A 23,767-nucleotide genomic window follows, 5' to 3' on the forward strand; every position below is an offset into this window, starting at 1 on the left:
GATGAAGCCGCTGCTGCGCGTTGTACTGATTGTCGATGCGTTGTTCCTGCTGGTTTTCGGGGTGCTGTTCCTGCTGACCCCGTGGGCTTCGCTGTACGACGCGCTGCAACTGGTGCGGCCGCAGCCAACGCTCATCGGCCAGGCGTTCGGCTTCGTGCTGATCGGCCTCGGTTGGCTCGCCGCGCATGCGGCGTTCGACGGCGCGCTCACGTCGCCGATCGGCAAGGTCGTCGGCCACGTCAACTGGATCGCCGGCGTGCTGATCCTCGTGTGGCTGATCGGCCTGCATACGCCGCCGATGACCGGCTTCGGCGAACTCGTCGCCGGCGCGCTCGGCGCGTGGCTGATCGTGCTGGGACTCGGCGGCGTGCGCCTCGCGCGCGCGGTGCGCCGGCGCGACAAGGTGGCTGCGATGGAAACCGCGGCGGCGCAACGCGACGCGCGGAGCGCAACCGTGGTGACGCCGGACCGGCGCGAACCGGTCAATTACGCGACGCCGGGTTACGCAGCCGGACCGTGTGTCGAAGCCGGGGCGCCGGCGAAACCGGTCGCGGAAGCGGCAACACGTCCGGCTGTGGTCGCGGCGCCGCCGTCCGCCGGCACGACCGCGGCGACTTCGGCCGACACGATCGAAGCGCGCAATGCGGCTCGCGACGAAGCGGCCGGATCGACGAAGCCGCCGTTTCATGGCTGAGCGCCGCAACGTCCGCCCGCGCCGACCGGCACCCCAGGACCGCGCACGCAACATACGCTGGACTCCGAATTCACGCCGCGCACGATGCGCGGCTTTCTGTATCCATTCCTTTAATTAGATTCCGCCCGCTGCCATGCACGACAAGATCCTCATCCTCGATTTCGGCTCGCAAGTCACCCAGTTGATCGCGCGCCGCGTGCGCGAGGCGCACGTGTACTCGGAAATCCATCCGTACGACGTCGACGACGCGTTCGTCCGCGACTTCGCGCCGAAGGGCATCATCCTGTCTGGCGGCCCGAGTTCCGTCACCGAGACCGATACGCCGCGCGCGCCGCAGGCCGTGTTCGAACTCGGCGTGCCGGTGCTCGGCATTTGCTACGGGATGCAGACGATGGCCGAGCAGCTCGGCGGCAAGGTCGACGGCGGTCATCTGCGCGAGTTCGGTTACGCGGAAGTGCGCGCGCGCAACCATACGAGTTTCCTCGAAGGCATCGAGGACTTCCGCACGCCGGAAGGCCACGGGATGCTGAAGGTGTGGATGAGCCACGGCGACAAGGTCATTGAGATGCCGGAAGGCTTCAAGCTGATGGCGTCGACCGAGTCGTGCCCGATCGCCGCGATGGCGGACGACGCGCGTCATTTCTACGGCCTGCAATGGCACCCGGAAGTCACGCATACCGTGCAGGGCCGCGCGATGCTCGAACGCTTCGTGCTCGGCATCTGCGGCGCGAAGGCCGACTGGGAGATGGGCCACTACATCGACGAGGCCGTCGAGAACATCCGTCGCCAGGTCGGCAGCGAGCACGTGATTCTCGGACTGTCAGGCGGCGTCGATTCGTCGGTCGCGGCCGCGCTGCTGCATCGCGCGATCGGCGATCAACTGACCTGCGTATTCGTCGATCACGGGCTGCTGCGCCTGAACGAAGCCGAGCAGGTGATGGCGACGTTCGCCGACCATCTCGGCGTGAAAGTGATTCACGTCGACGCGAGCGAGGCGTTCCTGTCGAAGCTCGCGGGCGTCACCGATCCGGAGGCGAAGCGCAAGATCATCGGCGCGGAATTCGTCGAGGTGTTCCAGGCCGAGGCCGCGAAGCTGACCGATGCGAAGTGGCTTGCGCAGGGGACGATCTATCCGGACGTGATCGAATCGGCGGGCAAGGGCAAGAAGGCCGCGCAGACGATCAAGAGCCATCACAACGTCGGCGGTTTGCCGGAGACGCTGAACCTGAAGCTGCTGGAGCCGCTGCGCGAGCTGTTCAAGGACGAGGTGCGCGAACTGGGCGTGAAACTCGGGCTGCCGCACGAGATGGTGTATCGCCATCCGTTCCCGGGGCCGGGCCTCGGCGTGCGGATTCTCGGCGAGGTGAAGCGCGAGTTCGCGGACCTGCTGCGTCGCGCGGATGCGATTTTCATCGAGACGCTGCGCAACACGATCGACAAGGAGACCGGCAAGTCGTGGTACGACCTGACGAGCCAGGCGTTCGCGGTGTTCCTGCCGGTAAAGAGCGTGGGGGTGATGGGGGATGGGCGGACTTATGAATATGTGGTTGCGCTGCGCGCGGTGCAGACGCTCGATTTCATGACCGCGCATTGGGCGCATCTGCCGCATGAACTGCTTGGGCAAGTGTCGAACCGGATTATTAACGAAGTGCGTGGGATTAATCGCGTCGTTTATGACATCTCGGGGAAGCCGCCGGCGACGATTGAGTGGGAGTGAGGGGTGAAAAATATCCTTATAAATCAACAACTTACTGCGTGTTTTGCACGTGCAAGTTGATGAAATATAGCCCGGTGATCCACCTCTAAACTATTGATTAAAAAGGGTAATCGTCTTTTTGATCCTCTCGAAGTCGATGGTTGCGAAGCACTGAACTCGACGGTATTGGCGACGGTAGAAATAGCGCGCTCAGCCTAGGCCCAATCTAGGCTAACCGCCATACCGTCTGCCGATACCGTGCGACACGGTATGCTGCGGTCAAAAAAGTCAGGTTTCATGCGGGTCTGCGGGCAGGTGTACGTCTTGTGGTTGTGACGGCATTTGTCTCTTGCCGGTCGTCGTGGTTTCCTTGGTTTTGGATAGATTAGGGTGCCATGTCGCTGCGTACAAGCTGGCAAGAGGCGTTGCGCAGTTTTTCGGCCGGTTTACCGGCCGTTTTCATGTGGCACATGTAGGCGGCCGGGGCCTGGGACCGCATGAGACAGAATGCGACCATGGGCCAAGCGGCCTGGTGCTCAGGGTGAAGCGGAAATCTGTAGGTTTCGCGATTGATGACGGCAACCGGCCGTCTCGATTCAGGAAATCAATATGCTTACAGACTTCACCCTGCGGAACCTCAAGCCTCGCGCGACCCTTTACAAAGTCGCTGACCGAGATGGGATGTACGTGGCCATCTCCCCGACAGGGTCCATCTCCTTCCGCTACGACTACAGCATCAACGGCCGGCGTGAAACGCTGACCCTCGGCCGCTATGGCTTCGGCGGCATTTCGCTTGCCGCTGCACGGGATAAGCTGTCAGCCGCCAAGCGGCTGGTGCGCGATGGCATCTCCCCAGCCATCCAGAAACAGCGCGAGAAAGCCCGTGGGCCGGAGATCAAGACCTTCGGTGATCACGCTGCTAATTGGCTCTACGGAGCGACTATGGCCCCTACGACTCGGGCAATGCGCAAGAGCGTGCTGGATCGCGACATCCTACCGATTTTCAAGAAACGCCTTTTGAGCGAAGTTCAAACGGAAGATTTGCGTGCGCTATGCCTGCGCGTGAAGGGGCGAGGAGCTCCCACGGTGGCGCTCAACATCCGCGAAATCATCAAGCTGATCTACGGCTACGCGAACCTTCATGGAGAGAAGGTGAGCAATCCTGACCTGCGGCGGGATTTTGTAGCCAGTCAGGCAGTGAGTCGCATGTCGATATTATCGGACTCCAGCCAGGCTCGACGGACCGTGGCCGGAGGTTGGTAACGATGGGCACTATGCGGCCGCCTCTCGTTGTAGAACTGGCGCCATTGCTCGATGAGCATTTTGGCCTCGGCGCGGCTGCGGAACCATTCGCGATTCAGCAGTTCGTCACGCAGTTTGCCGTTGAAGCTTTCGACGAAGCCATTCTGCCAGGGGCTGCCCGGCGTGATGAAGGCCGGGCCAATCGAGGCGTCACGCAGCCAGCGCATGACCCGCGCGGCGGTAAATTCCGCGCCGTTGTCCGACCGGATGAATGCCGGCTTGCCATACAGCCGCATCAGCCTCGACAGCACCAGAATCACGTCCTGCGAACGCAGGCTGGCACCGACCTCGATTGCCAGGCATTCCCGGGTGTACTCGTCGATCACGCACAGCATTTTCAAGACACGGCCGTCGACCAGTTGATCGTGGACGAAGTCGTAACTCCAGACCGAATTGGGCTTTGTCGCGCCAGGCAGGCGGATATCGCTGCCGCAGCGCCGCCGGCGCGGCCGCCGCTTCGGGATGTTCAGCTTCAGCGCACGCCACATCCGGCGCACGCGCGATTCGCCCAGCGACAGCCACGCCGAGATACGGCGATACCCAAAGCGCGGCACTTCCTGGGACGCCGCGATCAACTGCTCCTCCAGAAGCCGGTCCTTCTCCGGCTGTCTGGGCGTATAGGCCGGCACCCGGCGACTCAGCCCCAGGTAACGACATGCCTTGCGTTGTGACAGCCCCCGGCGGGTCAGGACTTCCAGCGCTTCGCGCCGGCCCGTCGGGGTGCTCATTTTTTTCGGCTGAACTCCTTCAGCCCGTCGATCACCAGCAGTTGCTCGGCAATCAGGCGCTTGAGCCGATCGTTTTCCGATTCAAGCTCTTTGAGACGCCGGGCTTCAGCGACATCCATGCCGCCGAACCTGTTTCGCCAGCGGTAGAACGTCTGTTCCGTGATGTTGTGCCGTTTGCACAGATCCTTCACCGCCTCCTCGCGGCTCTCGGCTTCCCGCAGGATGCGGATGATCTGTTCGTCGGTGTGGCGCTTCTTCATCGAGTTCTCCTTGCCTACAGGATAAGAGAACTCACTTGCCGTTTGGCTACATGATCCGTCTCAGGTCATGTTGTCATCGTTTTTCGGAATTCCTCACTAAAAATAATAATCTTTAGTTGTCCGTAATAGATTTTCATAGCATGCAGGTTAGCTTGAAAGCTCTGGAAACCAGATTGGCTCACGCTGGTGCAGCCGCTATTAAGGCGTTGGCTCGCCGTCTAAATCGCCAGTGGATCCAGCCTTGATGTTTATGGCACCAGCATGGAGTTGTTCAGTGCCTAATGCCTCCTGAGGCAGCCACGTGCCAGCAGACCAAATTGCTTCTAGTTTTGTGGCCAGCTCTGCGCCGAGCCAAGCAGCTGCCAGTCCGGCTGCATAGGTTGCACACTCTGGCTTTTCACGCCGCACGCCGTTCGCAAGCAACCAGCGGTACAACGGGAGTGCCGCAGAAACGGTCGGATAGCCTGGCTCGACGGAGCGGTTGAAGTCCACGGGAATCGATAAGCCCTTCGGGTCCAGGTCGCCGAAGTATTCCGCTGAAGAAGCTCCTGTTTCCTGCATCGCTTGGTGCAACGCTCGCCCAGTGAGCCTGAAGTTTTCACCTCCGCCATAGATGACCGCCGTGTATCGTCGCGCGGTCTCGTTCCATTCGGCGAAGCTCCAGTACGTGTTGTGGTTTTCGACAACGAGCACGGATTTTCCAGGCGCATCAACCTTGCGATAGGGCAGCGGCTGGGGTACCCGGAAGCAACCGATGACGGAGAGTGGAAGCCGACCGCCAAAGAGAAAGTCCTCGGCAGACATGCTGTCGAGCCGCTTCTCGTCGCCGAAGATTTCCAAGGAACGTTCCTTGATCGGAACCGAGGAGAAAGCCCCTCGGCGTCGGAGCAGGAAGTCATTGATGGGCCGTAGCGCTGACAACTGCGATGGCCTCAACTCCGGCCAGAACCCTAGCTCCGGGGCCCAGGTCACGTCGGCATGGTTTACAGAAACCTTGGGGCGAGGCGAGCTCTTCAATGTGATCCAAAGTGGAAGAGCGGGCGAGCCGGTCTGTTCCCAACTTCTGGCAGCAGGTAGTGAGATGGCGCCGTCAGCTTCCAGCTCTTTCAGCGCCCTCAGTAGCATCACACCGCGGTCTGGGCTGTTCTGGACATCTGGGTACAGCGAGAAGTAGTGTCGACGCAGTTCGTCGAGCGGCACACGCTTGCGCGGCGACGACAGCAGCGCTTCAAGAAACTCGCTCAAGCCGTGAACTCCTCGGGTACGTCGTTGAGCTTCAGGTTCGCGAACTCGAGGTGCCAGCGTCTCGTCTTGCTGTTCTGTCCTGCACGGCGCAGGCGGATGAATCGCTGAAACTCGCCGAGAGCGTTGAAGTCCTGGAGTGCCGTGGCGAATATCAACTGGACGTCCATGGCCTCGGCCAGCAGCCGTTGGGCGCGCCACATGGCGGGGCTGGTGGCCTTCGCGAACGGGTTGTCGAGGATAAGGGGGCCGCCGGCGATGCGATGTACCTGCGCGTGGTTCTCAGCCCGCAACTGGTTGATGACCAGGTACAGGAACATCGCCATGACAACGCCTTCGCCACCAGAGTTCGAAACCCGCTCAACCGGTACGTACTGCTCTGTCTCCTCGATGGACATCTTCAGGACTTGCAGTCCCAGTGGACGCCCATAAACGCGCGCCACGGCGTCGGCGATGAGGTCTGTACCGCGCGGGGGGAACACGTTCGTATCAACCAACGTGTCGAGGTAGGCGCTGAGGGTTTGGCGTCGCGTCTCGACTGGGACCGTGCCGAAGTTTGCCCGCATCTTTAGGACTTGCTTGCCACCGACGTAGGGGGCACCCACTGGCACTGACTTGTCCTTGCTCGTCGCGCGATTGAGCGTCGTGATGGCTGAGCGGACGACGGCAAGTACCTCCTCGACACAGGCATCGAAGTCAGCTTGCATCGACTGTAGCGTTGCCTCGGTTGTCGCGATGCGATCGTCCAGATGCTCCAGGAGCCGTTTCGCGTCCGTACACGCGGCACCGAACTCGTTGGCGACCATCTGCTGCGCGACATCGGGGTCGACCTCGCGGAACGATTGCTCCGATGCAGCCGCTTTGACGAGGTCGAAGGTAGCGCGGGCCTTCGTCTGCAGATTGCTGACGCCTTGGTTTTTCCCCGTGTAGTCCTTCAGCAGCGCGTTGACTTGGTTGCTGGCGTCGGCTTCGAGAACAAGGCTGTCGGGGTCCGGCACATCCAAGGTCATTCCCACTTGGGCACCGATTTCCGCTGCGATGAGCATAGGATCGGGCCTGTCTTCAAATCCCATGCTGCTGCGCAGCAGCGCCTCAATCTTTCCGTCGGCCTCCGCGGCCGCGCGTTTCCGATTGGCTCGGTCCACGGCCTGGTTCGCGGCGTCGTTGGCCACACGCATCCGTTCCAACGCTGCGTTCACGCGGTTCTCGGCCTCTGCCATGAGCGCGGACAGGGCATCTAGGTTCAAAGCCTCGTGAGCGGGTACTGCGGGGCCGAGGTCCGTTTTATTCGAGTCAAACCACTTCTTTGACTCGCCGTTTACGACCTGCAGATTCGAGGCGGAGTTTACCTGCGCTGGCTTGGCCTCTTCCAGCGCAGTCTCAACGTTGGCCAACGCCTCTTCATGGTTCATGTTCAGGAAGGGAACAAGGTCCGCCATCTGGACCCCCTTGAATTCACGGGTGAACTCCTTGGCCTTGTTCTCGCGCCGTTTTCGAGCATCTTCCAGTTTGTGCGCTAATACCCCCAGTCGATCCCTTTCTTCGGCCAGATAGGCCGCTTCTGCATCGCTGTAGATGCGGCGCAACGTCTCTACAGGCCGCGGGTTCTGCAACAGTTGTTCGTGAGCCGGGTAGTCCTTGTCATAGTGAGCAACGCCCGCACGCTCTTCGCCCGCGACCTTGAGTTCATGGTCAGTGCTCACGCGCAACCCATGATCGCGGTCGTGCTCACCCTGCAGTCGCTCAAGGCCCTCATCGGCTGCGGATTTGCTTTCCTGTGCTGCGATGATGCCTTGCGCTATCTCTTCTAGTCGATGGACGCGCTCCGCATGGCCGACTTCGTGTTCGTTCTGGAACGTGAGAACTGCTGCGGAAGACAGAAGTGCAGCTTGTCGTCTCGCATCGGCGGTCTGGGCTTGCAGCTCCAGCTCTTGTGCCTTCTCATCTAGCCCAAGCGCGAGCGATTCGAGGGACTCCGCGCGTGCTGTCGCTGCTGCTGCGTCTTCTTCGAGGGTTACCTTTTCGGCTCGTGCCTGTCCAAGTTTTCCGTCGCCGAATTCTTTCGCATACGTATCAAGCTCGTGAATGGCCTTCAGCGTTTGGTCGTGGCGCTGCCGATATGCGGCCCGGCGCTCGTTTTCATCGGCGACGCGGAGTTCGAGGTTCGAGCCCAGCTTGGCAGCAGCTTCGACGTTGAAGGCCGAATCGTCCTCGGCAGGAACGACCAGACGCTCCGACGGTTGCGCTGCGGGCTCAAGGGTTGCCACTGACACCACCACGGGACGCGCAGGCCGCCGTGCCTCCCAGGCGACGGCCCTGGCCTTGTCAAGTTCCGTGGATGCCACGGAGACGCCGAGGAAGCGGGCGGGGTCACTGACGACGAGCGCCCGGGCCTTGGCGGTATCCGGCAGGGCTCGTGAGATGTATTCGTTATAGGCTTTGGCCGAGCGCACTCCTGCCTGTAGAAGCGTCTCGACGACGAATGCAACGTCGATGCTGTAGCCAGCAACCCCAGTTTCATCAATAGCCTGCTTAGTGGCGCGCAGTTCCGCCAAGCGAACGTCTCCCAGAGACATTTGTCTTGCCGACTCAGCGACGATCTCGCGTAGGCGGGTAGGCAAGGCCGCGGACAATGGGTCGACGCGGTCGGATTCGGCAGCGTTCAGAAGGGCAGGTAGTTGTGCCAGGCGCTCGAGCTCGGCTTCCCCTCGTGCGATGAACTCGCCGAGTGTCCGTGCCTCGCCGACCAATTTGGCTGCGCGGATGTTCTCCGCTGCAGTGATCTGTCGATGCTCGCGTGCCTCTTTGGCGCAGCGTTGCTGCGATGCACGATGCAGGTCACGCTCGGAAGCCGCGGTTGCAGCTTCAGAATTCAGTCGTTCAAGCGCCTCTGCAGTTGTCTCGTCGGGTCCGAGAAAGGTCCCATCGACTTCAAGAGCTTGCCTACGACGCGCGTAGGAGTCCTCGGCCGCTTGAAGTTTCGAGCGTTCTCCTACCTGACGGAGTTCGTCAGATTCGGCTTGCATTCGTTGCTTGCGAAGGGTTGTGCGTGCCTCCTCCCGCGCGGTAGCTCGCTCATCGAGCATTTGGAGCACTGCCTTCAGTCGCTGTTCTTCGTTGAACAGTGCTCGGCGCAACAGCGCCCCTTGAATCTCGACGTGGTCCTTCGTCGGTTTGAGATTCGCGCGCTCGGCTTCGGCCAGTGCGTCGAGCTCCTTGAGCTCTTCGTCGATGCCGACAATTTCCTTCTGGAGCCGGGCGGCCCGGATGAGCCGTTCGTCTCGCTCCAGGTCTCTTACCCGGCCATCGGCAGCCTCCTTGCGCGCCTTTGCCTGCGCGCTCCGCTTCTGATGCCAAGCCCAGGTGACCGTCGCCTGCTCCTTCGTATGGAACGCCGAGTCCGCAAGCGCAGCCGAAGCCAGTTGTCGCTGGGTCTGCTCGAATTCCGCCTCTCGGTCATGGTCGAGGTGCAAGGAGACGGCGCGGGCCTGCAGTGCCTGGACCATCTGAGCGCCCCGAATCAACATTGAGCGCTGTGCAGCCAGCGTCTCGAGGTACAGCTGGGCCGCTTCGGCGAAAGCGTTCAGCGACGCCCGGAACTGGGTCAGCTCATCACGACGCCTCTGGAACTGAGGCTTGCGGCGATGCTTTTCGCACACCGCGACTACCAGCTTGCGTGCTTCGTCGGCTTTCGTCGTGTCGCTGGTCAGGTACAGAAACTTGCGCAGGAATTCGCCTTCCGTCTTGAAGTCGAGGAAACCCGTGTCGAAACCGCCTTCCTGGGCCGAGAAGTTGACCTGCATGCGCAGCATATCCAGGTCAATGAGGCGCTCGTCTCTCAGATGCCGCTGCCACTCCGCTTGGCGATTATGGCTGATGAAAACGTCACCAGGGTAGTTCTTCTGCTGGGTATGTAACCAGCGAGAGAACTCCTGCATGGAGGACGGCGTGGGCTGTGCCAGACCTGGGGCGGGGATGTCGATCAGGCCAAGGTCGGCGTGCTCCTCGAATGAAAAGAACATGCGGTCGACTTCTGGTGGCTCGGTGTGTGACCTTACCGCGACTGCCTGACCGGTCACCAGGCGGTAGGGGTTGCCTCCCGCCGTTCTGGACGGCATGAGCCATTCAACGATGATGAAACCGGGTGTGCCATCGTGAGTGAAGTACTGAGAGAACGTGTTGTGCTTGCTCTGGATGTGCTTGAGAAACCTCTCTTGAGCGGTCTCGAAGCACGAGAACACAAGCCCAATGAGCGTGGTCTTGCCTCCGCCATTCTCCAAGTTGATGAGCGTGTCGGTGGGTTGGCCGCTGTCTGGGTCGGTCAGCTCGAAGGTCGTCCCTTCGTACCATGCGGTGCGATAGCCACAGTTACCCAGGTGTATGCGGGAAATTTTCTGCATGGTCATACCGCCTTGCGCTCGGTCGTAGCCAGTTGCGCCATCTCGTAGAGTCGCCGCAACGCCAGCTCTCGCAACTGCACACGTAACCGGAAGGTGGGCGTGTAGGTCGCAGCCGCCTCGTCTTCCGCGTCGCGGTCAAGCCGAACTAGGCCGTTCTGCGCCATCTGGTTCAGCGCAATCTTGACGACGCCGACGACCGAGGCGTGCGACGCTCGCTGACCGGACGGAATTGCTACTGGCAGTGCTGAAATCGTCTCCCAACCAGGAGCGAGCTCAGGTGGCACGTCCGGCGGAAGGTCGGATGTCTCCTTCAGGCGTCGCGCCAGTGCATAGAGCGTGTCGCGGCAGGTGGCCACAGACGCCGGGGGCGGGGAGTAGTTGTCGTCGTCCAGTCCATCAGTCGTTGGGAAGAAGACCGCGGCGATGGCGATGTGAGCAAGCGCGAGTGCGGCCTTCTGGTCTGGAGTCATGCCGCTGCGGATATCCGTGAGACGCACTGCGAAGCGGCTGTCCTTGGAGGCCGGAACTACAATGAGCCCACGCTGCTCGCTCAAGTCGAGAATCTGCAGTTCCATGCCGGCCGCAATATCCTCGACGTGCCGTCTGAACGTCGGGTCCGCCCTGCATAGGGCAAGTAGTTCGCGGTACTCCGAGTCGTTTATAGGCGACAATGTCGTGTGCAGCGCCTTGTAGGTCAGGCGCGCAGCGTTGCGCACGGTAGGTTCTGCGGTCATTCGGACTCTCCCTGGGGAACGAACTCGAGCGCACTGCCCTGAGCGATGTCGAGATGGAAGGTGTCTCCCGTGAGTTCGACGTTCACGTTCTTGAACTCGTTCTCGGACCGCGCGAACGAGCGGAACAGGATGAGAACGAGGCACCGCCGCGTCGTCCGGTCCAGGCCTTCGTCTTCGGCAGCATCCAGCAGTTGGTCGATACGCAGCCGTTGGCCGGTGGAGAACTTGCCTGCCAGCCAGTCGTTGGCACGCTGCACGAGTTCCTTTGAAAATTGGTCTGGCAGGGGGGCGAGCTTTTCAATCGAACCTGGGTCAGTCTCGACCTCTGGGTCTTCCCCTCGCTGCTCCAGTAGCAGGGCGAACGCCGAGTTCAAGTCATACACCCTCGGCCACACCGGTGGGTACAGCGCACTGATGAAGGCATCCGCCTCTGCCGAGAGTACTCGGGTCGGAAGGTTGACGAGTTGCGGAAGGAGTTGCGGCTCAAGGTCCGGGAGACCGGTGGGCCTGCGTGCGCGGAAGACCGCGCGCTGCGCCTCGATGAAACGCTCGGGCGCTACGTTGATGTCAGTGACAAGCTGCAGTCGAATGAGGCTGGCGCTACGGATGGTTTCCTTCAACTCTACGAGACTCTCGCGCGTCTTCGGCTCATCGGCGCCAAGCAGGGCTTCGCCAACGGCTTCCTCCATGCGGGCGTCTTCGGCTTGGCGCTGACGAACGTGCGTCCGTGCCTCGTCAAGCCGCCCGGCCATGTCGCGGCTCCAGTTGACGCTGCCTGGCGCTCGATAAGCTTGATAGAGCCGGTCACGAATCAGCTGGCGGTACTCGATGGAGTACTTCCGTGCTCGTCGGGCAATCTCGACAGCTGCTTCGAATCGGCCGCGGTGCACGAGCAGGTCGAGCATCTTCTCCATCAGCTCCTGTGAGTCCTCCGGAGCGAGATCGAGCATTCCCAGGTATACGAGGTAGCCTTCGGCGGTGGGACGGTAACGGTAAACGTCATCAGCGTCTGGTTCGAAGCGGACCAGTCGGTATCGGAACGACTTGATCGTGCCTGTAGACGCGTCGAAGAACTCCGCTGTGAACTCCCTGTGGTTGTTAGCCTTGTTGTCGAGCGCGTCGAGGACAACTTCCGCGATGCGGCGCGCTTGAGAAGACGTGAGGCCAGGCTTCATGCGGCTGGCGATGTACCCCAGGTGAACCACAACCTCGACCGAGGTACTGCCGCTGGAGACCGTCGTCGCCTCCATCATCAGGTCAAGGGCAGACAACGCGAGATAGTGGGTGTCGATGCCATGGAACAGCGTCCTATCCGCGCTGCCTTCATCGCCAAGCATCGTCTTGTAGCGCTCGAGCTGGAAGATGGGCCGCAGGAGCAACAGGTTGCGCTGCTGACGCGATAGGTCAAGCAGGTCTGTGGAACCGCCATCCAATTCCACGCTGCCTTCGGAGGATGCCAGCGGCTCAGGATCCGCCGGCACTATCTTGTGCGACGCAAGGTCCTGTTCTGAGTCCAACGATGGCGTCTCCTGGTGCGGCACAGCTCCCTCCTGAGAAAAGGTGTACGAACAAAAAGAAGACACGCTTACTTTCGATGCTCATGGACGGTGCGCGGAGTGCTTTCGTATCAGGCTTGGTAAAGAGAGGGGATACCCGGAAGTTCGGTGCGCTACCCTCGATCACTGTGCCAGAGCGGTTTCTGGGGCATTCATGCGCAGCCCATGAAGTGCGGAAGCAAATCTAGAATGTATTCCCATCGTTTAAGTTTGGAATGTTGAAACCGTTTTTAAGTCACATCAGAAAGGGTTTAGTCTTTATTTCTTGACTTGGGTTCATTGAAAAAGCATACTGAAGCCGTTTCTATGAGAATTTTAGATGGTTTCGGTATGCCTCGTCCACTTCAGTTGAATCAGACTGCTCCGTTCGCTGTGAAGAACGGGGCTCAGCGCATCGGCGAGCGGCTGACAATGGCCCGCAAGCGTCGTCGGTTGACCCTGCGCGAGCTGGCGTCCAAAGCAGGCATCAGCTACGACACCGCACGCGCCGTGGAGGCGGGTAACCTGCAAACCGGCTTGGGGGCCTACTTGGCTATGCTGTGGGCGATGGGTCTGGAATCCGAGATTCAGATGTTTGCCGATCCTGAACGCGATGAGGAAGGCAAGCAACTGGAGCTTACACGTCTGCCGCAACGGGTTCGCCATTCCAAGGAGCGGTTCGATGGCGAGTTCTGATCAACGTGCCTACGTCTACCTGCAATTGCCGCAGTCATTGGAGGTCGTGACAGCGGGGTTCTATGAGTTGGACCTCCCGCAGGGAGTACCCACAGGCTCGTTCGTCTACAACCCGGCTTACCTGCAGCGTGCCGATGCCGTCCCGCTGGATCCGTATGAGCTGCCCTTGGCGCCGCGCCGTGTGCAGACGGTGAAACTCAAGGGGATCTTCGGTCCTTTGCGTGACGCGTCGCCTGATGCCTGGGGCCGTCGCATCATCGAAAAGCACACCGGGCGCACCGACCTCACCGAGATCGACTACTTGCTGCATTCGCCGGAGGATCGCGCAGGTGCCTTGTCTTTCGGACGTGACAAGGTTCCGCCCGCACCCATTCGCAAGTTCAATCAGGTCATTCAACTGGAGGCGCTGCTCGAGGTAGCCGAGCAGTTCATGGATGACGAGGCCGCGGGCAAGCCTGGCGTTCCGGAGCAGATGTTCGAGCTCTTGCAGCCAGGCACTTCAATGGGCGGTGCCCGACCGAAGAACGTGGTCGAAGATGGCGAGGGACTATGGCTCGCCAAGTTCCCAGATAAAGGTGACAAGTGGAACAACGCGCGTGTTGAAGGCGCAATGCTCGTGTTGGCACGGGAGTGCGGTCTGCACGTTGCTAGGCATCGTATCGAAACCGTCGCCGGCAAGGACGTGCTGCTCGTGCAGCGTTTCGACCGCACGCTGACCGCTGACGGGTACTTGCGCCATCGCATGGTGAGCGGCTTGACTGCGCTGGGCGCCGAGGACTCGCATGGAGACCGGGCTAAGTGGTCGTACCTGTTGCTGGCCGATGAGCTGCGGCGACGAAGCGCACGCTCCGCTCAGGACCTTGAAGAGTTGTTTCGGCGGATGGTGTTCAACGCGCTCATTTCGAATACGGATGACCATCCCCGCAATCATGCGTTGATTGCGCCGACGGCCAAGTGGGAGTTGTCACCGGCTTACGACCTGACGCCCAACCCGCTGACCAGCGTCGAGAAGCGCGATCTGGCGATGACCTGCGGAGCCTACAACCGCTATGCAAACCGTACCAATCTGCTCTCGCAACATGGGCAATTCAGGCTCTCGCTTGAACGCGCGAGAGCCATCGTCGATCAGATTCAACAAGTCGTGACCGCACGATGGCATGCAACTCTGCGTCAGCAGGGGGCGACTCTCGTGGATTGTGACAAGCTGGAGGGCGCATTTAACTACCCAGGGTTTGAGTTGGACCCTACTGTGGTGCTCGCGGGTCAGTAGACGTGTCGATGGGCTCTGGTGGCCCGTTACGGGACGGCTTGGTACTGACTTGACGGTATCGGGTGAGGATGCTTTGGCTGATTAGATGCTGATGCCGTTAAAGCAGGGCGTCTCTTCTGTTCCGATACCGTAAGTTCCTCTGAAGAAGCCATTTCTGATACCGTCAGAGCAGAAGTGAAAGTCGTCGCTGATACCGTTGGAGTCTGGCTTTCGGGGTGGATTTTCCTGTTGGAAGACCCCTGCCACGTTCTCAGCGGGACGGTTAAGGTGCAGCCGGGGGACTCTATTATGGGCCTGCATGAAACCGCTCCGGCAGCCTCACCCCAGCAAGACCAATCCGTCGGTATCCCTGACGGTATCAAGCCTCCCACTCCAACCCGAAACCCTTGCCCCACAACGCTCTCCCCAGCCCCATTGACAATCGAGTGGGTGACACGTACCCCTTTTTTCCTTTAGGCCATCCCGGGTAGCAACATTCCCCTGATGGCCGAAAGACCGCTTCCTGGCTGTCTGCAATGTCACTCGCCCATATCGAATACAGACGACCATCTATGCGGCCACGGTGTCCTCTTGACGCCGTGACTGCATGAATCCCACGCTCGATACGCATGAATTCAAGTACAAACGCTGCAAAGTCGATAATACGATCGACCCGAATCCTGCCTGGTCTGGAAGGGTAATCAATGGCCGACATCAAGCTTTACAAACTGGCAGACGGAGCAGCAGAGGAACTGGACGGGGAGGCCTCCGATCTGGAGAAGCCGTTGCAGACGCTGTTCGAGAATAATCTGGAGCCGATGCTAGGCATTCGCTTTCTGGCAAGCGAATATCAGACCGGCAAGACCCATGGCGGTCGAATAGATTCATTGGGACTGGATGAAAACAACGGTCCGGTCATCCTCGAATACAAGCGATCCGTTGGCGAAAACGTCATCAATCAGGGCTTGTTTTATCTGGACTGGCTGATGGATCATCAGGCCGAGTTCAAGCTTCTTGTCATGGAAAAACTGGGTCACGCCGCCGCCGCCCAGATCGACTGGAGCGTTCCGCGCCTGCTTTGCATCGCCGCCGATTTCACGAAATACGACGCTCACGCGGTACAGCAGATCAATCGCAACGTCGAATTGATTCGTTATCGCCGTTTTGGCGTCGACCTGCTGCTGCTCGAACTGGTCAATGCGATCAGCGTAAGCAAGCCAAAAAGCAGTCCAAAGCCGAATAAAACGGAGCCGGGGCCAACACTGGCGACGGCGGTCAAGACGTCGGCGTCTAACGGCGACAAGAGTTATGCTGAATGGCTCGAACAGCTTTCAGCCCCGATGCTCGAACTGCTGACTTCCTTGGAGGACTTCATCGCATCTCTCGGCGATGACGTCCAGCGCAAGGAACTCAAGCTGTACGTTGCATTCAGGCGGCTGAAGAACTTTGCGTCGATCGTGCCGCAGAAGAACCGGCTGCTGCTGTTCCTGCATCTCAACCCGGACACCTTGAATCCGTTGCCCGCCAACGCCCGCGACGCGCGCAAGTTCGGCCATTGGGGCACCGGGGATCTCGAACTCTCGGTGGCCAGCTTTTCCGACCTGGAACAGGTGAAGGCGTTGATCCTCAGCGCCTACGAAGGGCGCGCGCACGGCAAGTTATAGCCCGCCCCTGGCGCAGCGCGATGGCAATCCCATCGCCGGTTCGCACTCCGCACGTCATCGCGGTCTGCTTCCACCACCACTCATCTGCACTGCCAGCCTTCCCGAGGCAGGCCGGTTATTTTCCGGCATGCATCCGACACGTTCCCCGTTTAATATCCCCCCGTCAAAACCGACCCGGCTGCTCCGGGGGCGCCGGTCCCGGCCGGCGCAACGCAGCCGCGTCGCATAAGCACGAAAGCCCGAAAGCAACGAACAACGACGACTCGACGGAGAACAACAGGATGGTAAGCGTTCGACAGGGTGCGCGGCCGCGTCTGCGCAATGGGGCGGCCGCGCTTGCCGCGGTGTCGATGCTGTCCGCCGCCGCGCTGCTCGCGGCCTGCGGCGGTGGCGGCGGCGACAGCGGCACGCCGGCCGCATCATCGGGCAACAGCGCGGGCAACGGCAATCCCCCCGGCGGCGCGCCTGGCGCGCCCAACGCACCGCCCGCATCCGGCCTCGCGACGACGCCCGGCGGCCCGGCCATCTCGATCGAGCCCGCGCCGCAGACCGTGTCGGCCGGCCAGCAGGCGTTCTTCATGGTGAAGGCCGACGGCGCGACGTCCTATCAGTGGTATCGCAACGGCCACGCGATCTCCGGCGCGACATCGTCGAACTACTTCGCGCCCGCCGCGCAGAGCGGCGACGACGGCGCGGTGTTCGCGGTCGCGGTGTCGAACGGGATCGGCACGACGGCGTCCACCAATGCGACGCTGAACTTCAACACCGCGGCCGACGCGTCGCCGCCCGCGAGCTTCTGGGGCAGCACGGCGAGCCTGCCGCCCGCGACCCAGGTGATGACCTTCGCATTTCTGAACCGCACGAACGGCAAGGTGCCGGACAGCCAGATCTTCTGGCAGATCCAGGGGCGCTCGGCATCGGGTCAGCAGATCAACGAGTTCCATTCGATCGCGGACGCGCCGACGTTCGATTCGCCCGGCATCAACTCGGCGCGGATGTACTTCTACATCGCGCCGACGATCGCGGGCGCGACGCAGACGCCGACCAGCTATTACGACTTCATCGAGTTCAATCTCGGCCGCGGCGACGCGACCCAGCCGTGGAATTTCAACGGCGACACGACGCGGGTGGACGCGTTCGGACTGAAGCTCGCGATCCGCCTGCAATGCACGGGCGGCACCGACGTCGTGCGCGGCGAGGACTACGGCACGTTCCTCGAAGACCGCTCGGTGACGTTCGCGAAATATCTCGCGACGGTGCCGGCGGAGTTCCTGACGACCGGCACGCAGAACGCGCCGTACCGGATCGTCGAGCCGGGCGGGGCCGCGAACTTCCAGCCGGGCGGCGCGAACGCGGCGTATTACGACAGCTACGTCGATACGGTGTGGGCGGCGAACGGCATCGACCCGGCGATCGTGCCGAAGCCGATGGCGTTCCTGCGCTTCGCGGACGGCTCGCGTCCGGACCTGATCGCGGCGATCGAGCGGCACGTCGCCGACCAGCCGGGAACGTTCAAGGCCGACGGCACGCTGGTGAACCCGAACTTCTGGAGCACGCTGCCGCAGAGCGCGTTTTATCCGGCGGGACCGGCGAACTACTATGCGAAGTTCTGGCACACGCACGGCATCGACGCGCTCGCTTATGGCTTCTCGTACGACGACGTCGGCGCGCATTCGTCCGATATCGGCTGCAACTCGCCGCAGCGGCTGGTCGTGGCGGTGGGCTGGTAGGCTCGACGTCCGTCGTCGAACGCGCCGGCCGGCGTTCGAGGCGTCGTCAGCGCGTTTGCCGCGACTTTGCTAATCTCGCACGGACGCGCATTCGACCTGAACACAAGGAGCTATCAGCATGAGCGATTCAACCGGATACGTGCCGCCGAAGGTATGGACCTGGAACAAGGACAACGGCGGGCGTTTCGCGAACATCAACCGGCCGGTGTCGGGGCCGACGCATGAAAAGGAACTGCCGGTCGGCCGCCATCCGCTGCAGCTTTATTCGCTGGCGACGCCGAACGGCGTGAAGGTCACGGTGCTGCTGGAGGAACTGCTGGCGCTCGGCCACAGCGGCGCGGAGTACGACGCGTGGCTGATCCGCATCGGCGAAGGCGAGCAGTTCGGCAGCGGCTTTGTCGGCGTGAATCCGAACTCGAAGATCCCGGCGTTGATGGACCGCAGCGGGCCGACGCCGGTTCGCGTGTTCGAATCGGGCGCGATCCTGCTGTATCTCGCGGAGAAGTTCGGCGCGTTCGTGCCGACCGAGCCGGCGGCGCGCGCGGAGTGCCTGTCGTGGCTGTTCTGGCAGATGGGCAGCGCGCCGTATCTCGGCGGCGGCTTCGGCCACTTCTATGCGTATGCGCCGACGAAGATCGAATACGCGATCGACCGTTTCGCGATGGAAGCGAAACGTCAGCTCGACGTGCTCGACAAGCGGCTCGCGCAAAGCGAATACATCGCGGGCAGCGACTACACGATCGCGGACATCGCGATCTGGCCGTGGTACGGCGGTCTCGTGAAGGGCTGGCTGTATGACGCAGCCGAATTCCTCGCGGTGCAGGACTATAAACACGTGCAGCGCTGGGCCGATGCGATCGGCGCGCGTCCGGCGGTGCAGCGCGGGCGGATGGTCAATCGCGCGTTCGGCGAGCCGTCGAGCCAGTTGCACGAACGTCACGACGCGTCGGACTTCGACACCCGCACGCAGGACAAGCTGGCTCCGCAAGGCTGACGGCTTTAGCCGACGCCCCGGCCTCGATGCGCGAAACATGGGGGCCGGCGTCGATCCGCACGCGCCCCAACATCACGTGTTTCGCGCCGGCCGTTCAGCCGGCCTTCCACGCGTTTCGATAATGCGCGGGCGACATCCCGATCACGCGCTTGAACGCGCTGCTGAACGCGCTTTCGGACCCGTAGCCGAGTTTGCCCGCGAGCATCGACAGCGTGTCGTCGGTGGTGCGCAGCGCGCGCTGCGCGAGCAGCATCCGCCACTGCGTCAGATACGTGAGCACCGGCACGCCGGACACCGCCTTGAAGTGCACGGCGAAGCTGGTCCGCGACATGCCGGCTGCTTTCGCGAGTTCGTGCAGTTGCCATTGCCGGCCGGGGTCGTCGTGCATCAATCCGAGCGCGGCGCCGAGCCGCCGGTCGGTCGCCGCGCGCAGCCAGCCGCACGGCAGCGCATCGGTCGTGTCGAGCCAGGCGCGCAGCGTCTGCACGAACAGCAACTGCGCAAGCTGGTTCGATACGAGCGTCGCGCCGGGCTGCCAGTCCGCGCGTTCCTGCACGATCTGTTCGAGCAGCCATTCGAGCCGCGCGGCCTGCTTCGTGCCGGCCCGCACGTGGATCAGCGGCGGCAGCAGTTGCGTGACGAGTTCGCCGCTCGTCGGATCGAGCCGCACGTGGCCGCCCAGTTGTGCGAAGTCGCCGCCGTCGTTCAGCGTCGCGGTCCGGTTGTGCGCGTCGCCGCTGAACAGCGCCTTCGCGTCCAGCGCGGGCGCGGCCAGGTCGCTCGCCATCGTGAACGGCTGCGGCGCGGACAGCAGCACCACGTCGCCTTCGTTCATCCGCACGGGCTCTTCGTCCCCTTCGACGTGTAGCCAGCAACGGCCTTTCACCACCGCGAAGAACTTCAGGTATTCGGGTTTCGGGAACCGCACGGCCCATGTGCTGCCGGCGGTGAAGCCGCCGGACACGGTCAGTTGCGCGTCGGCGAGCTTGAGGAAGTCGGACAGCGGGTCGGTTTCCATGTTCGAACGATCGATGATGAAACTTGAATCTTTCAGTATTCCGGGTTCGTCACTGTCGCTCTAAAGTGCCTGTCGGTCAATTTTTTTCCCCAGCGCGGCGGCGGTCCACGGCGGCCGCGCGATCACAGGAGTCTTTCGAACATGCGTTACGTGAAACTCGGCCATACCGGCCTCGATGTCTCTGCGGTCGCGATCGGCGCGATGACCTACGGCGAACCGGGGCGCGGCCATCCGGTGTGGTCGCTCGGCGAGGACGAGAGCCGGCCGCTGATCCGGCATGCGCTCGAAGCCGGCATCAACTTTTTCGACACCGCGAACATGTACTCGCAGGGTTCCAGCGAGGAGATTCTCGGCCGCGCGCTGAAGGACTTCGCGGACCGCGACGACGTCGTGATCGCGACGAAGGTTCGTCATCCGATGCGTCCGGGGCCGAATGGCAAGGGGCTTTCGCGCAAGGCGATCCTGACCGAGATCGACCACAGCCTGCGGCGTCTCGGCACCGATTACGTGGACCTGTACCAGATCCACCGGCTCGACCAGACGACGCCGCTCGAAGAAACGCTGGAGGCGCTGCACGACGTCGTGAAGGCGGGCAAGGCGCGCTATATCGGCGCGTCGTCGATGCACGCGTGGGAGTTCGGCAAGGCGCTGCACATGCAGAAGGCAAACGGCTGGGCGCGCTTCGTGTCGATGCAGGATCACTACAACCTGCTCGCGCGCGAAGAGGAGCGCGAGATGCTGCCGCTGTGCGCGGACGAGGGCGTCGGCACGATCGTCTGGAGTCCGCTCGCGCGCGGGCGTCTCGCGCGGCCGTGGCAGGCCGCGAAGGCGACCGCGCGCGCCGGCGCCGACGGCTTCGCGGACATGCTGTACACGGGCCTCACCGCCGACAGCGACCGCGCGATCGTCGATGCGGTCGGCGAGGTCGCGGCCGCGCGCGGCGTATCGCGGGCGCAGGTCGCGCTTGCGTGGCTGCGGCGCAATCCGGTGGTCGTCGCGCCGCTGGTCGGCGCGAGCACGATTGCGCAGATCGACGACGCGGTGGCCGCGCTCGACCTCGTGCTGACCGACGACGAAGCGCGGCTGCTCGAAGCGCCTTATACGCCGCGTTACGATTTCCAGGGTGTTTCCGACGACGCGGAGCTGAATCGCATCATGGCGAAGCTGCCGGGGTTCGGGGTGCCGCGCGTGTAGTCGCGGGAAACCGAGGCGGCTCGACTCGGGCCGCTTCGCCTGCGGTCAAGCTAACCATCGCGCATCGACACCACCTCGCCATTGCCTCGACCGATCCGCTTTCGCTATCGCCCTATACGTCATCCGGATTGTTTCGCTATCGCCACGACCGTATATTGGCCGGGTAGTCGCCGGTTTCGGTCGGCGGCCTTGCCGGAGTAGGCGCTAAAGCGCCAACTCCGGATCGACAGCTTTGCATGGGACCGGAGTAGGCGCTAAAGCGCCAACTCCGATCGACAGCTTTGCATGGGATCGGAGTAAGCGCTAAAGCGCCAACTCCGATTGACAGCTCTGCATGGGACCGGAGTAGGCGCTGAAGCGCTAACTCCGATCGACAGCTTTGCATGGGATCGGAGTAAGCGCTAAAGCGCTAACTCCGATCGACAGGAGACACCGCATGAAACGCGTGCATTGGCATCGCACCGGAGCAGGTGCGCGATGAACCAGCTCGACCTGAAGAATCGCACCATGATCGTCACCGGCGGCGCGCGCGGGATCGGCTATGCGGTCGCCCAGCGCGCACTGCAATCGGGCGCCGCAGTCGCATTATGGGACGTCGATGCGGAACGCGTCGAACGCTCGCGCGGCGAGTTGGCCGCGCTAGGCCAGGTATCGGCGGTAACCGTCGAACTGACCGACGAAACCTCCGTCGCGGCCGCGGCCGCCGAGACGTTGAAGCGCCACGGCGCGATCCACGCGCTCGTGAACAGCGCGGGCATCACCGGCGGCAACGGCCTCACGTGGGAACTGCCGGTCGACGTATGGCGCCGCGTGATCGACGTGAACCTGATCGGCTGCTACCTGACGTGCCGCGCCGTGATCCCGCACATGCTCGAAGCCGGCTACGGCCGGATCGTCAACATCGCGTCGGTCGCGGGCAAGGACGGCAATCCGAACGCGTCGCACTACAGCGCGTCGAAGGCCGGGCTGATCGGCCTCACGAAATCGCTCGGCAAGGAACTCGCGACGAAAAACGTCCTCGTGAACGCGGTCACGCCCGCGGCCGCGAAAACGGAAATCTTCGATTCGATGTCGCAGCAGCACATCGACTACATGCTGTCGAAGATCCCGATGAACCGTTTCCTTCTGCCGGAAGAAGCGGCGTCGCTGATCGTGTGGCTCACGTCGGAGGACTGTGCGTTCAGCACCGGCGCGGTGTTCGACCTGTCGGGCGGGCGCGCGACGTACTGAGCGGTTCGCCGGCCCGCGCGACGCGGCCGGATCGACAACGGCGGCCCACCGCCGGACTGGAGACAACGATGGAGAGCCGTTTGCCGCTGGCAACGGAGAACGCGATCGGCCGCGCGATGCGCCGCCTGCTGCCGTTCCTGTTGTTGATGTACGTGCTCGCGTTCCTCGACCGCGCGAACATCGGTTTCGCGCAGAAGGCGCTGCAGCACGACACCGGTCTGTCGAACACCGCGTTCGCGTTCGGCGCGGGCGTGTTCTTCATCGGTTATGCGCTGTTCGAGGTGCCGAGCAACCTGCTGCTGCATCGCTTCGGCGCGCGCCGCTGGATGTGCCGGATCATGGTCACGTGGGGGCTGGTGTCCGCCGCGACCGCATGGGTCAGCACGCCGACGGAGTTCTACGTGCTGCGGTTCCTGCTCGGCGTCGCGGAAGCGGGGTTCTTTCCGGGCATCGTCTATTACCTGACGCAGTGGTTTCCGCAGTCCGCGCGGGCGCGCGCGATCGGCGTGTTCTACTTCGGCGCGCCGCTCGCGTTCATCGTCGGCGGTCCGCTGTCGGGGCTGCTGATCGACCTGCACGGCACGTTCGGCCTCACCGGCTGGAAGTGGCTGTTCCTCGTCGAAGGGCTGCTCGCGGCGGCGGTCGGCGTGTGGGCGTTCTGGTATCTGGCGGACCAGCCGGCCGACGCGCCCTGGCTCACCGGCGACGAACGCCGCGCGCTGACCGACGCGGTGCGCCACGACGCGCGCGAAGCGGCGGCGCACGGTCCCGCCGACGTGCGGGCCGCGTTGTTCGACCGCCGCGTGCTCGCGTATGCGCTGATCTACGCGCTGATCCAGATGAGCGTGTACGGCGTGATCTTCTTCCTGCCGCAGCAGGTCGCGTCGCTGCTCGGCACGTCGGTCGGCCTGAAGGTCGGGCTGCTGACCGCGGTGCCGTGGCTGTGCGCGGTCGCGCTCACATGGAGCGTGCCGCGCCGCGCGGATAAGCGCGTATCGCATCGCGCGTGGGCAGTGCGGCTGCTGGTGCTGTCGGGGCTCGGCATCGTGGTGTCCGGTGTCGCCGGCAACGCGTTCGTCGCGATGCTCGGCCTGTGCTGCGCGGCGAGCGGCTTCATCGCCGCGCAGCCGCTGTTCTGGACGTTCCCGACGCGCCATCTCGCGGGCGCGGCGTCGGCCGGCGGCCTCGCGCTCATCAACGCGCTCGGCAGCCTCGGCGGCTTCTTCGCGCCGGCGCTGCGCGCGGCTGTCGATCGCGCGTTCGCGTCACACGCGGCGGGCCTCGAAGTGCTCGGCGTCGCGAGCGTCGCCGCCGCCGTGCTCGTGATCTTCGTCGTCCCGCGCTCGCGCGCGCCCGCGGACGGAACCCCGTTCGAGCCGCCCGCCCAGCGCGCGCGGTAAT

At 62.7% G+C, this 23,767-nt stretch carries 16 protein-coding genes and 1 pseudogene; 11 read left to right on the top strand and 6 right to left on the bottom strand.

The genetic code is table 11. From position 1 onward, the window contains the following. Window position 1: 1 nt before the first annotated feature. The 3 genes and pseudogenes from BLV92_RS08300 to BLV92_RS08310 form a co-directional block, all read left to right on the top strand. Window positions 2–694, top strand: coding sequence for a hypothetical protein (locus tag BLV92_RS08300; RefSeq protein ID WP_090543943.1), 693 nt, complete (start codon window positions 2–4; stop codon window positions 692–694). Between the two features lie 133 nt (window positions 695–827). Further along, on the top strand, window positions 828–2,411 hold the full coding sequence (guaA, locus tag BLV92_RS08305; protein WP_090543945.1) for a glutamine-hydrolyzing GMP synthase: 1,584 nt from the start codon (window positions 828–830) through the stop codon (window positions 2,409–2,411). A 588-nt stretch (window positions 2,412–2,999) separates the two neighbouring features. Further along, a pseudogene (locus tag BLV92_RS08310) lies at window positions 3,000–3,554 on the top strand (tyrosine-type recombinase/integrase); the annotation flags it as partial. Window positions 3,555–3,580: 26 nt separating this feature from the next. Here the strand turns inward: BLV92_RS08310 and BLV92_RS08315 are convergent. From BLV92_RS08315 to BLV92_RS08335, 5 genes are all read right to left on the bottom strand, one after another. Further along, a protein-coding gene (locus BLV92_RS08315; protein ID WP_090543947.1) for an IS3 family transposase occupies window positions 3,581–4,680 on the bottom strand; the annotation gives its coding sequence in 2 pieces (ribosomal slippage) (window positions 3,581–4,428 and window positions 4,428–4,680; 1,101 coding nt in all). Window positions 4,681–4,878: 198 nt separating this feature from the next. Next, the gene (locus tag BLV92_RS08320; protein WP_090543950.1) at window positions 4,879–5,925 is read right to left on the bottom strand and encodes a Wadjet anti-phage system protein JetD domain-containing protein; all 1,047 of its coding nucleotides are present in this window, start codon (window positions 5,923–5,925) and stop codon (window positions 4,879–4,881) included. Continuing rightward, on the bottom strand, window positions 5,922–10,322 hold the full coding sequence (locus tag BLV92_RS08325) for a coiled-coil domain-containing protein (protein WP_143040661.1): 4,401 nt from the start codon (window positions 10,320–10,322) through the stop codon (window positions 5,922–5,924). The genes BLV92_RS08320 and BLV92_RS08325 overlap by 4 nt, the downstream gene beginning before the upstream one ends. A 2-nt stretch (window positions 10,323–10,324) precedes the next feature. Then, the gene (locus BLV92_RS08330) at window positions 10,325–11,056 is read right to left on the bottom strand and encodes a hypothetical protein (RefSeq protein WP_090543954.1); all 732 of its coding nucleotides are present in this window, start codon (window positions 11,054–11,056) and stop codon (window positions 10,325–10,327) included. Continuing rightward, a complete protein-coding gene (locus BLV92_RS08335; protein ID WP_244283762.1) occupies window positions 11,053–12,573 on the bottom strand; it encodes a hypothetical protein in 1,521 nt (506 codons plus the stop codon). The genes BLV92_RS08330 and BLV92_RS08335 overlap by 4 nt, the downstream gene beginning before the upstream one ends. 318 nt (window positions 12,574–12,891) lie before the next feature. Between BLV92_RS08335 and BLV92_RS08340 the strand changes: the two genes are divergently transcribed. The 5 genes from BLV92_RS08340 (at window position 12,892) to yghU (ending at window position 18,924) form a co-directional block, all read left to right on the top strand. Then, window positions 12,892–13,287, top strand: coding sequence for a helix-turn-helix domain-containing protein (locus tag BLV92_RS08340; protein ID WP_143040662.1), 396 nt, complete (start codon window positions 12,892–12,894; stop codon window positions 13,285–13,287). Beyond that, complete coding sequence (locus BLV92_RS08345) at window positions 13,274–14,557, top strand: type II toxin-antitoxin system HipA family toxin (RefSeq protein ID WP_090543958.1); 1,284 nt, start codon at window positions 13,274–13,276, stop codon at window positions 14,555–14,557. The genes BLV92_RS08340 and BLV92_RS08345 overlap by 14 nt, the downstream gene beginning before the upstream one ends. 683 nt (window positions 14,558–15,240) lie before the next feature. After that, window positions 15,241–16,200, top strand: a complete 960-nt coding sequence (locus tag BLV92_RS08350) for a DUF5655 domain-containing protein (RefSeq protein WP_090543960.1) — start codon at window positions 15,241–15,243, stop codon at window positions 16,198–16,200. A gap of 281 nt (window positions 16,201–16,481) precedes the next feature. Then, entirely contained in the window at window positions 16,482–17,930 is a 1,449-nt protein-coding gene (locus BLV92_RS08355) for a beta-1,3-glucanase family protein (protein ID WP_167627005.1), read from the top strand. A gap of 118 nt (window positions 17,931–18,048) precedes the next feature. Beyond that, window positions 18,049–18,924 (top strand): glutathione-dependent disulfide-bond oxidoreductase, encoded by an 876-nt coding sequence (gene yghU, locus BLV92_RS08360; RefSeq protein ID WP_090543963.1) that lies wholly within the window; start codon window positions 18,049–18,051, stop codon window positions 18,922–18,924. A gap of 94 nt (window positions 18,925–19,018) precedes the next feature. Here yghU and BLV92_RS08365 read toward each other — a convergent pair whose 3' ends face one another. Next, window positions 19,019–19,942 carry an AraC family transcriptional regulator gene (locus tag BLV92_RS08365; RefSeq protein WP_090543965.1) on the bottom strand — a complete coding sequence of 308 codons (924 nt, stop codon included), beginning with the start codon at window positions 19,940–19,942 and terminating at the stop codon, window positions 19,019–19,021. Window positions 19,943–20,083: 141 nt separating this feature from the next. Here BLV92_RS08365 and BLV92_RS08370 point away from each other — a divergent pair, with 141 nt between their 5' ends. From BLV92_RS08370 to BLV92_RS08380, 3 genes are all read left to right on the top strand, one after another. Beyond that, window positions 20,084–21,136 carry an aldo/keto reductase gene (locus BLV92_RS08370; RefSeq protein ID WP_090543967.1) on the top strand — a complete coding sequence of 351 codons (1,053 nt, stop codon included), beginning with the start codon at window positions 20,084–20,086 and terminating at the stop codon, window positions 21,134–21,136. Window positions 21,137–21,613: 477 nt separating this feature from the next. Beyond that, window positions 21,614–22,366, top strand: a complete 753-nt coding sequence (locus tag BLV92_RS08375) for an SDR family NAD(P)-dependent oxidoreductase (protein ID WP_090543969.1) — start codon at window positions 21,614–21,616, stop codon at window positions 22,364–22,366. 68 nt (window positions 22,367–22,434) lie between these two features. Then, on the top strand, window positions 22,435–23,766 hold the full coding sequence (locus BLV92_RS08380; protein WP_090543971.1) for an MFS transporter: 1,332 nt from the start codon (window positions 22,435–22,437) through the stop codon (window positions 23,764–23,766). Window position 23,767 lies beyond the last annotated feature (1 nt).

Source organism: Paraburkholderia caballeronis (assembly GCF_900104845.1).
GTDB lineage: Bacteria > Pseudomonadota > Gammaproteobacteria > Burkholderiales > Burkholderiaceae > Paraburkholderia > Paraburkholderia caballeronis.

Coding starts and splice junctions, on each gene's coding strand:
- BLV92_RS08300 (WP_090543943.1), top strand. CDS start 2: ATGAAGCCGCTGCTGCGCGTTGTACTGATTGTCGATGCGTTGTTCCTG.
- guaA (WP_090543945.1), top strand. CDS start 828: ATGCACGACAAGATCCTCATCCTCGATTTCGGCTCGCAAGTCACCCAG.
- BLV92_RS08325 (WP_143040661.1), bottom strand. CDS start 10,322: ATGCAGAAAATTTCCCGCATACACCTGGGTAACTGTGGCTATCGCACC.
- BLV92_RS08330 (WP_090543954.1), bottom strand. CDS start 11,056: ATGACCGCAGAACCTACCGTGCGCAACGCTGCGCGCCTGACCTACAAG.
- BLV92_RS08345 (WP_090543958.1), top strand. CDS start 13,274: ATGGCGAGTTCTGATCAACGTGCCTACGTCTACCTGCAATTGCCGCAG.
- BLV92_RS08350 (WP_090543960.1), top strand. CDS start 15,241: ATGGCCGACATCAAGCTTTACAAACTGGCAGACGGAGCAGCAGAGGAA.
- BLV92_RS08355 (WP_167627005.1), top strand. CDS start 16,482: ATGGTAAGCGTTCGACAGGGTGCGCGGCCGCGTCTGCGCAATGGGGCG.
- yghU (WP_090543963.1), top strand. CDS start 18,049: ATGAGCGATTCAACCGGATACGTGCCGCCGAAGGTATGGACCTGGAAC.
- BLV92_RS08365 (WP_090543965.1), bottom strand. CDS start 19,942: ATGGAAACCGACCCGCTGTCCGACTTCCTCAAGCTCGCCGACGCGCAA.
- BLV92_RS08370 (WP_090543967.1), top strand. CDS start 20,084: ATGCGTTACGTGAAACTCGGCCATACCGGCCTCGATGTCTCTGCGGTC.
- BLV92_RS08375 (WP_090543969.1), top strand. CDS start 21,614: ATGAACCAGCTCGACCTGAAGAATCGCACCATGATCGTCACCGGCGGC.
- BLV92_RS08380 (WP_090543971.1), top strand. CDS start 22,435: ATGGAGAGCCGTTTGCCGCTGGCAACGGAGAACGCGATCGGCCGCGCG.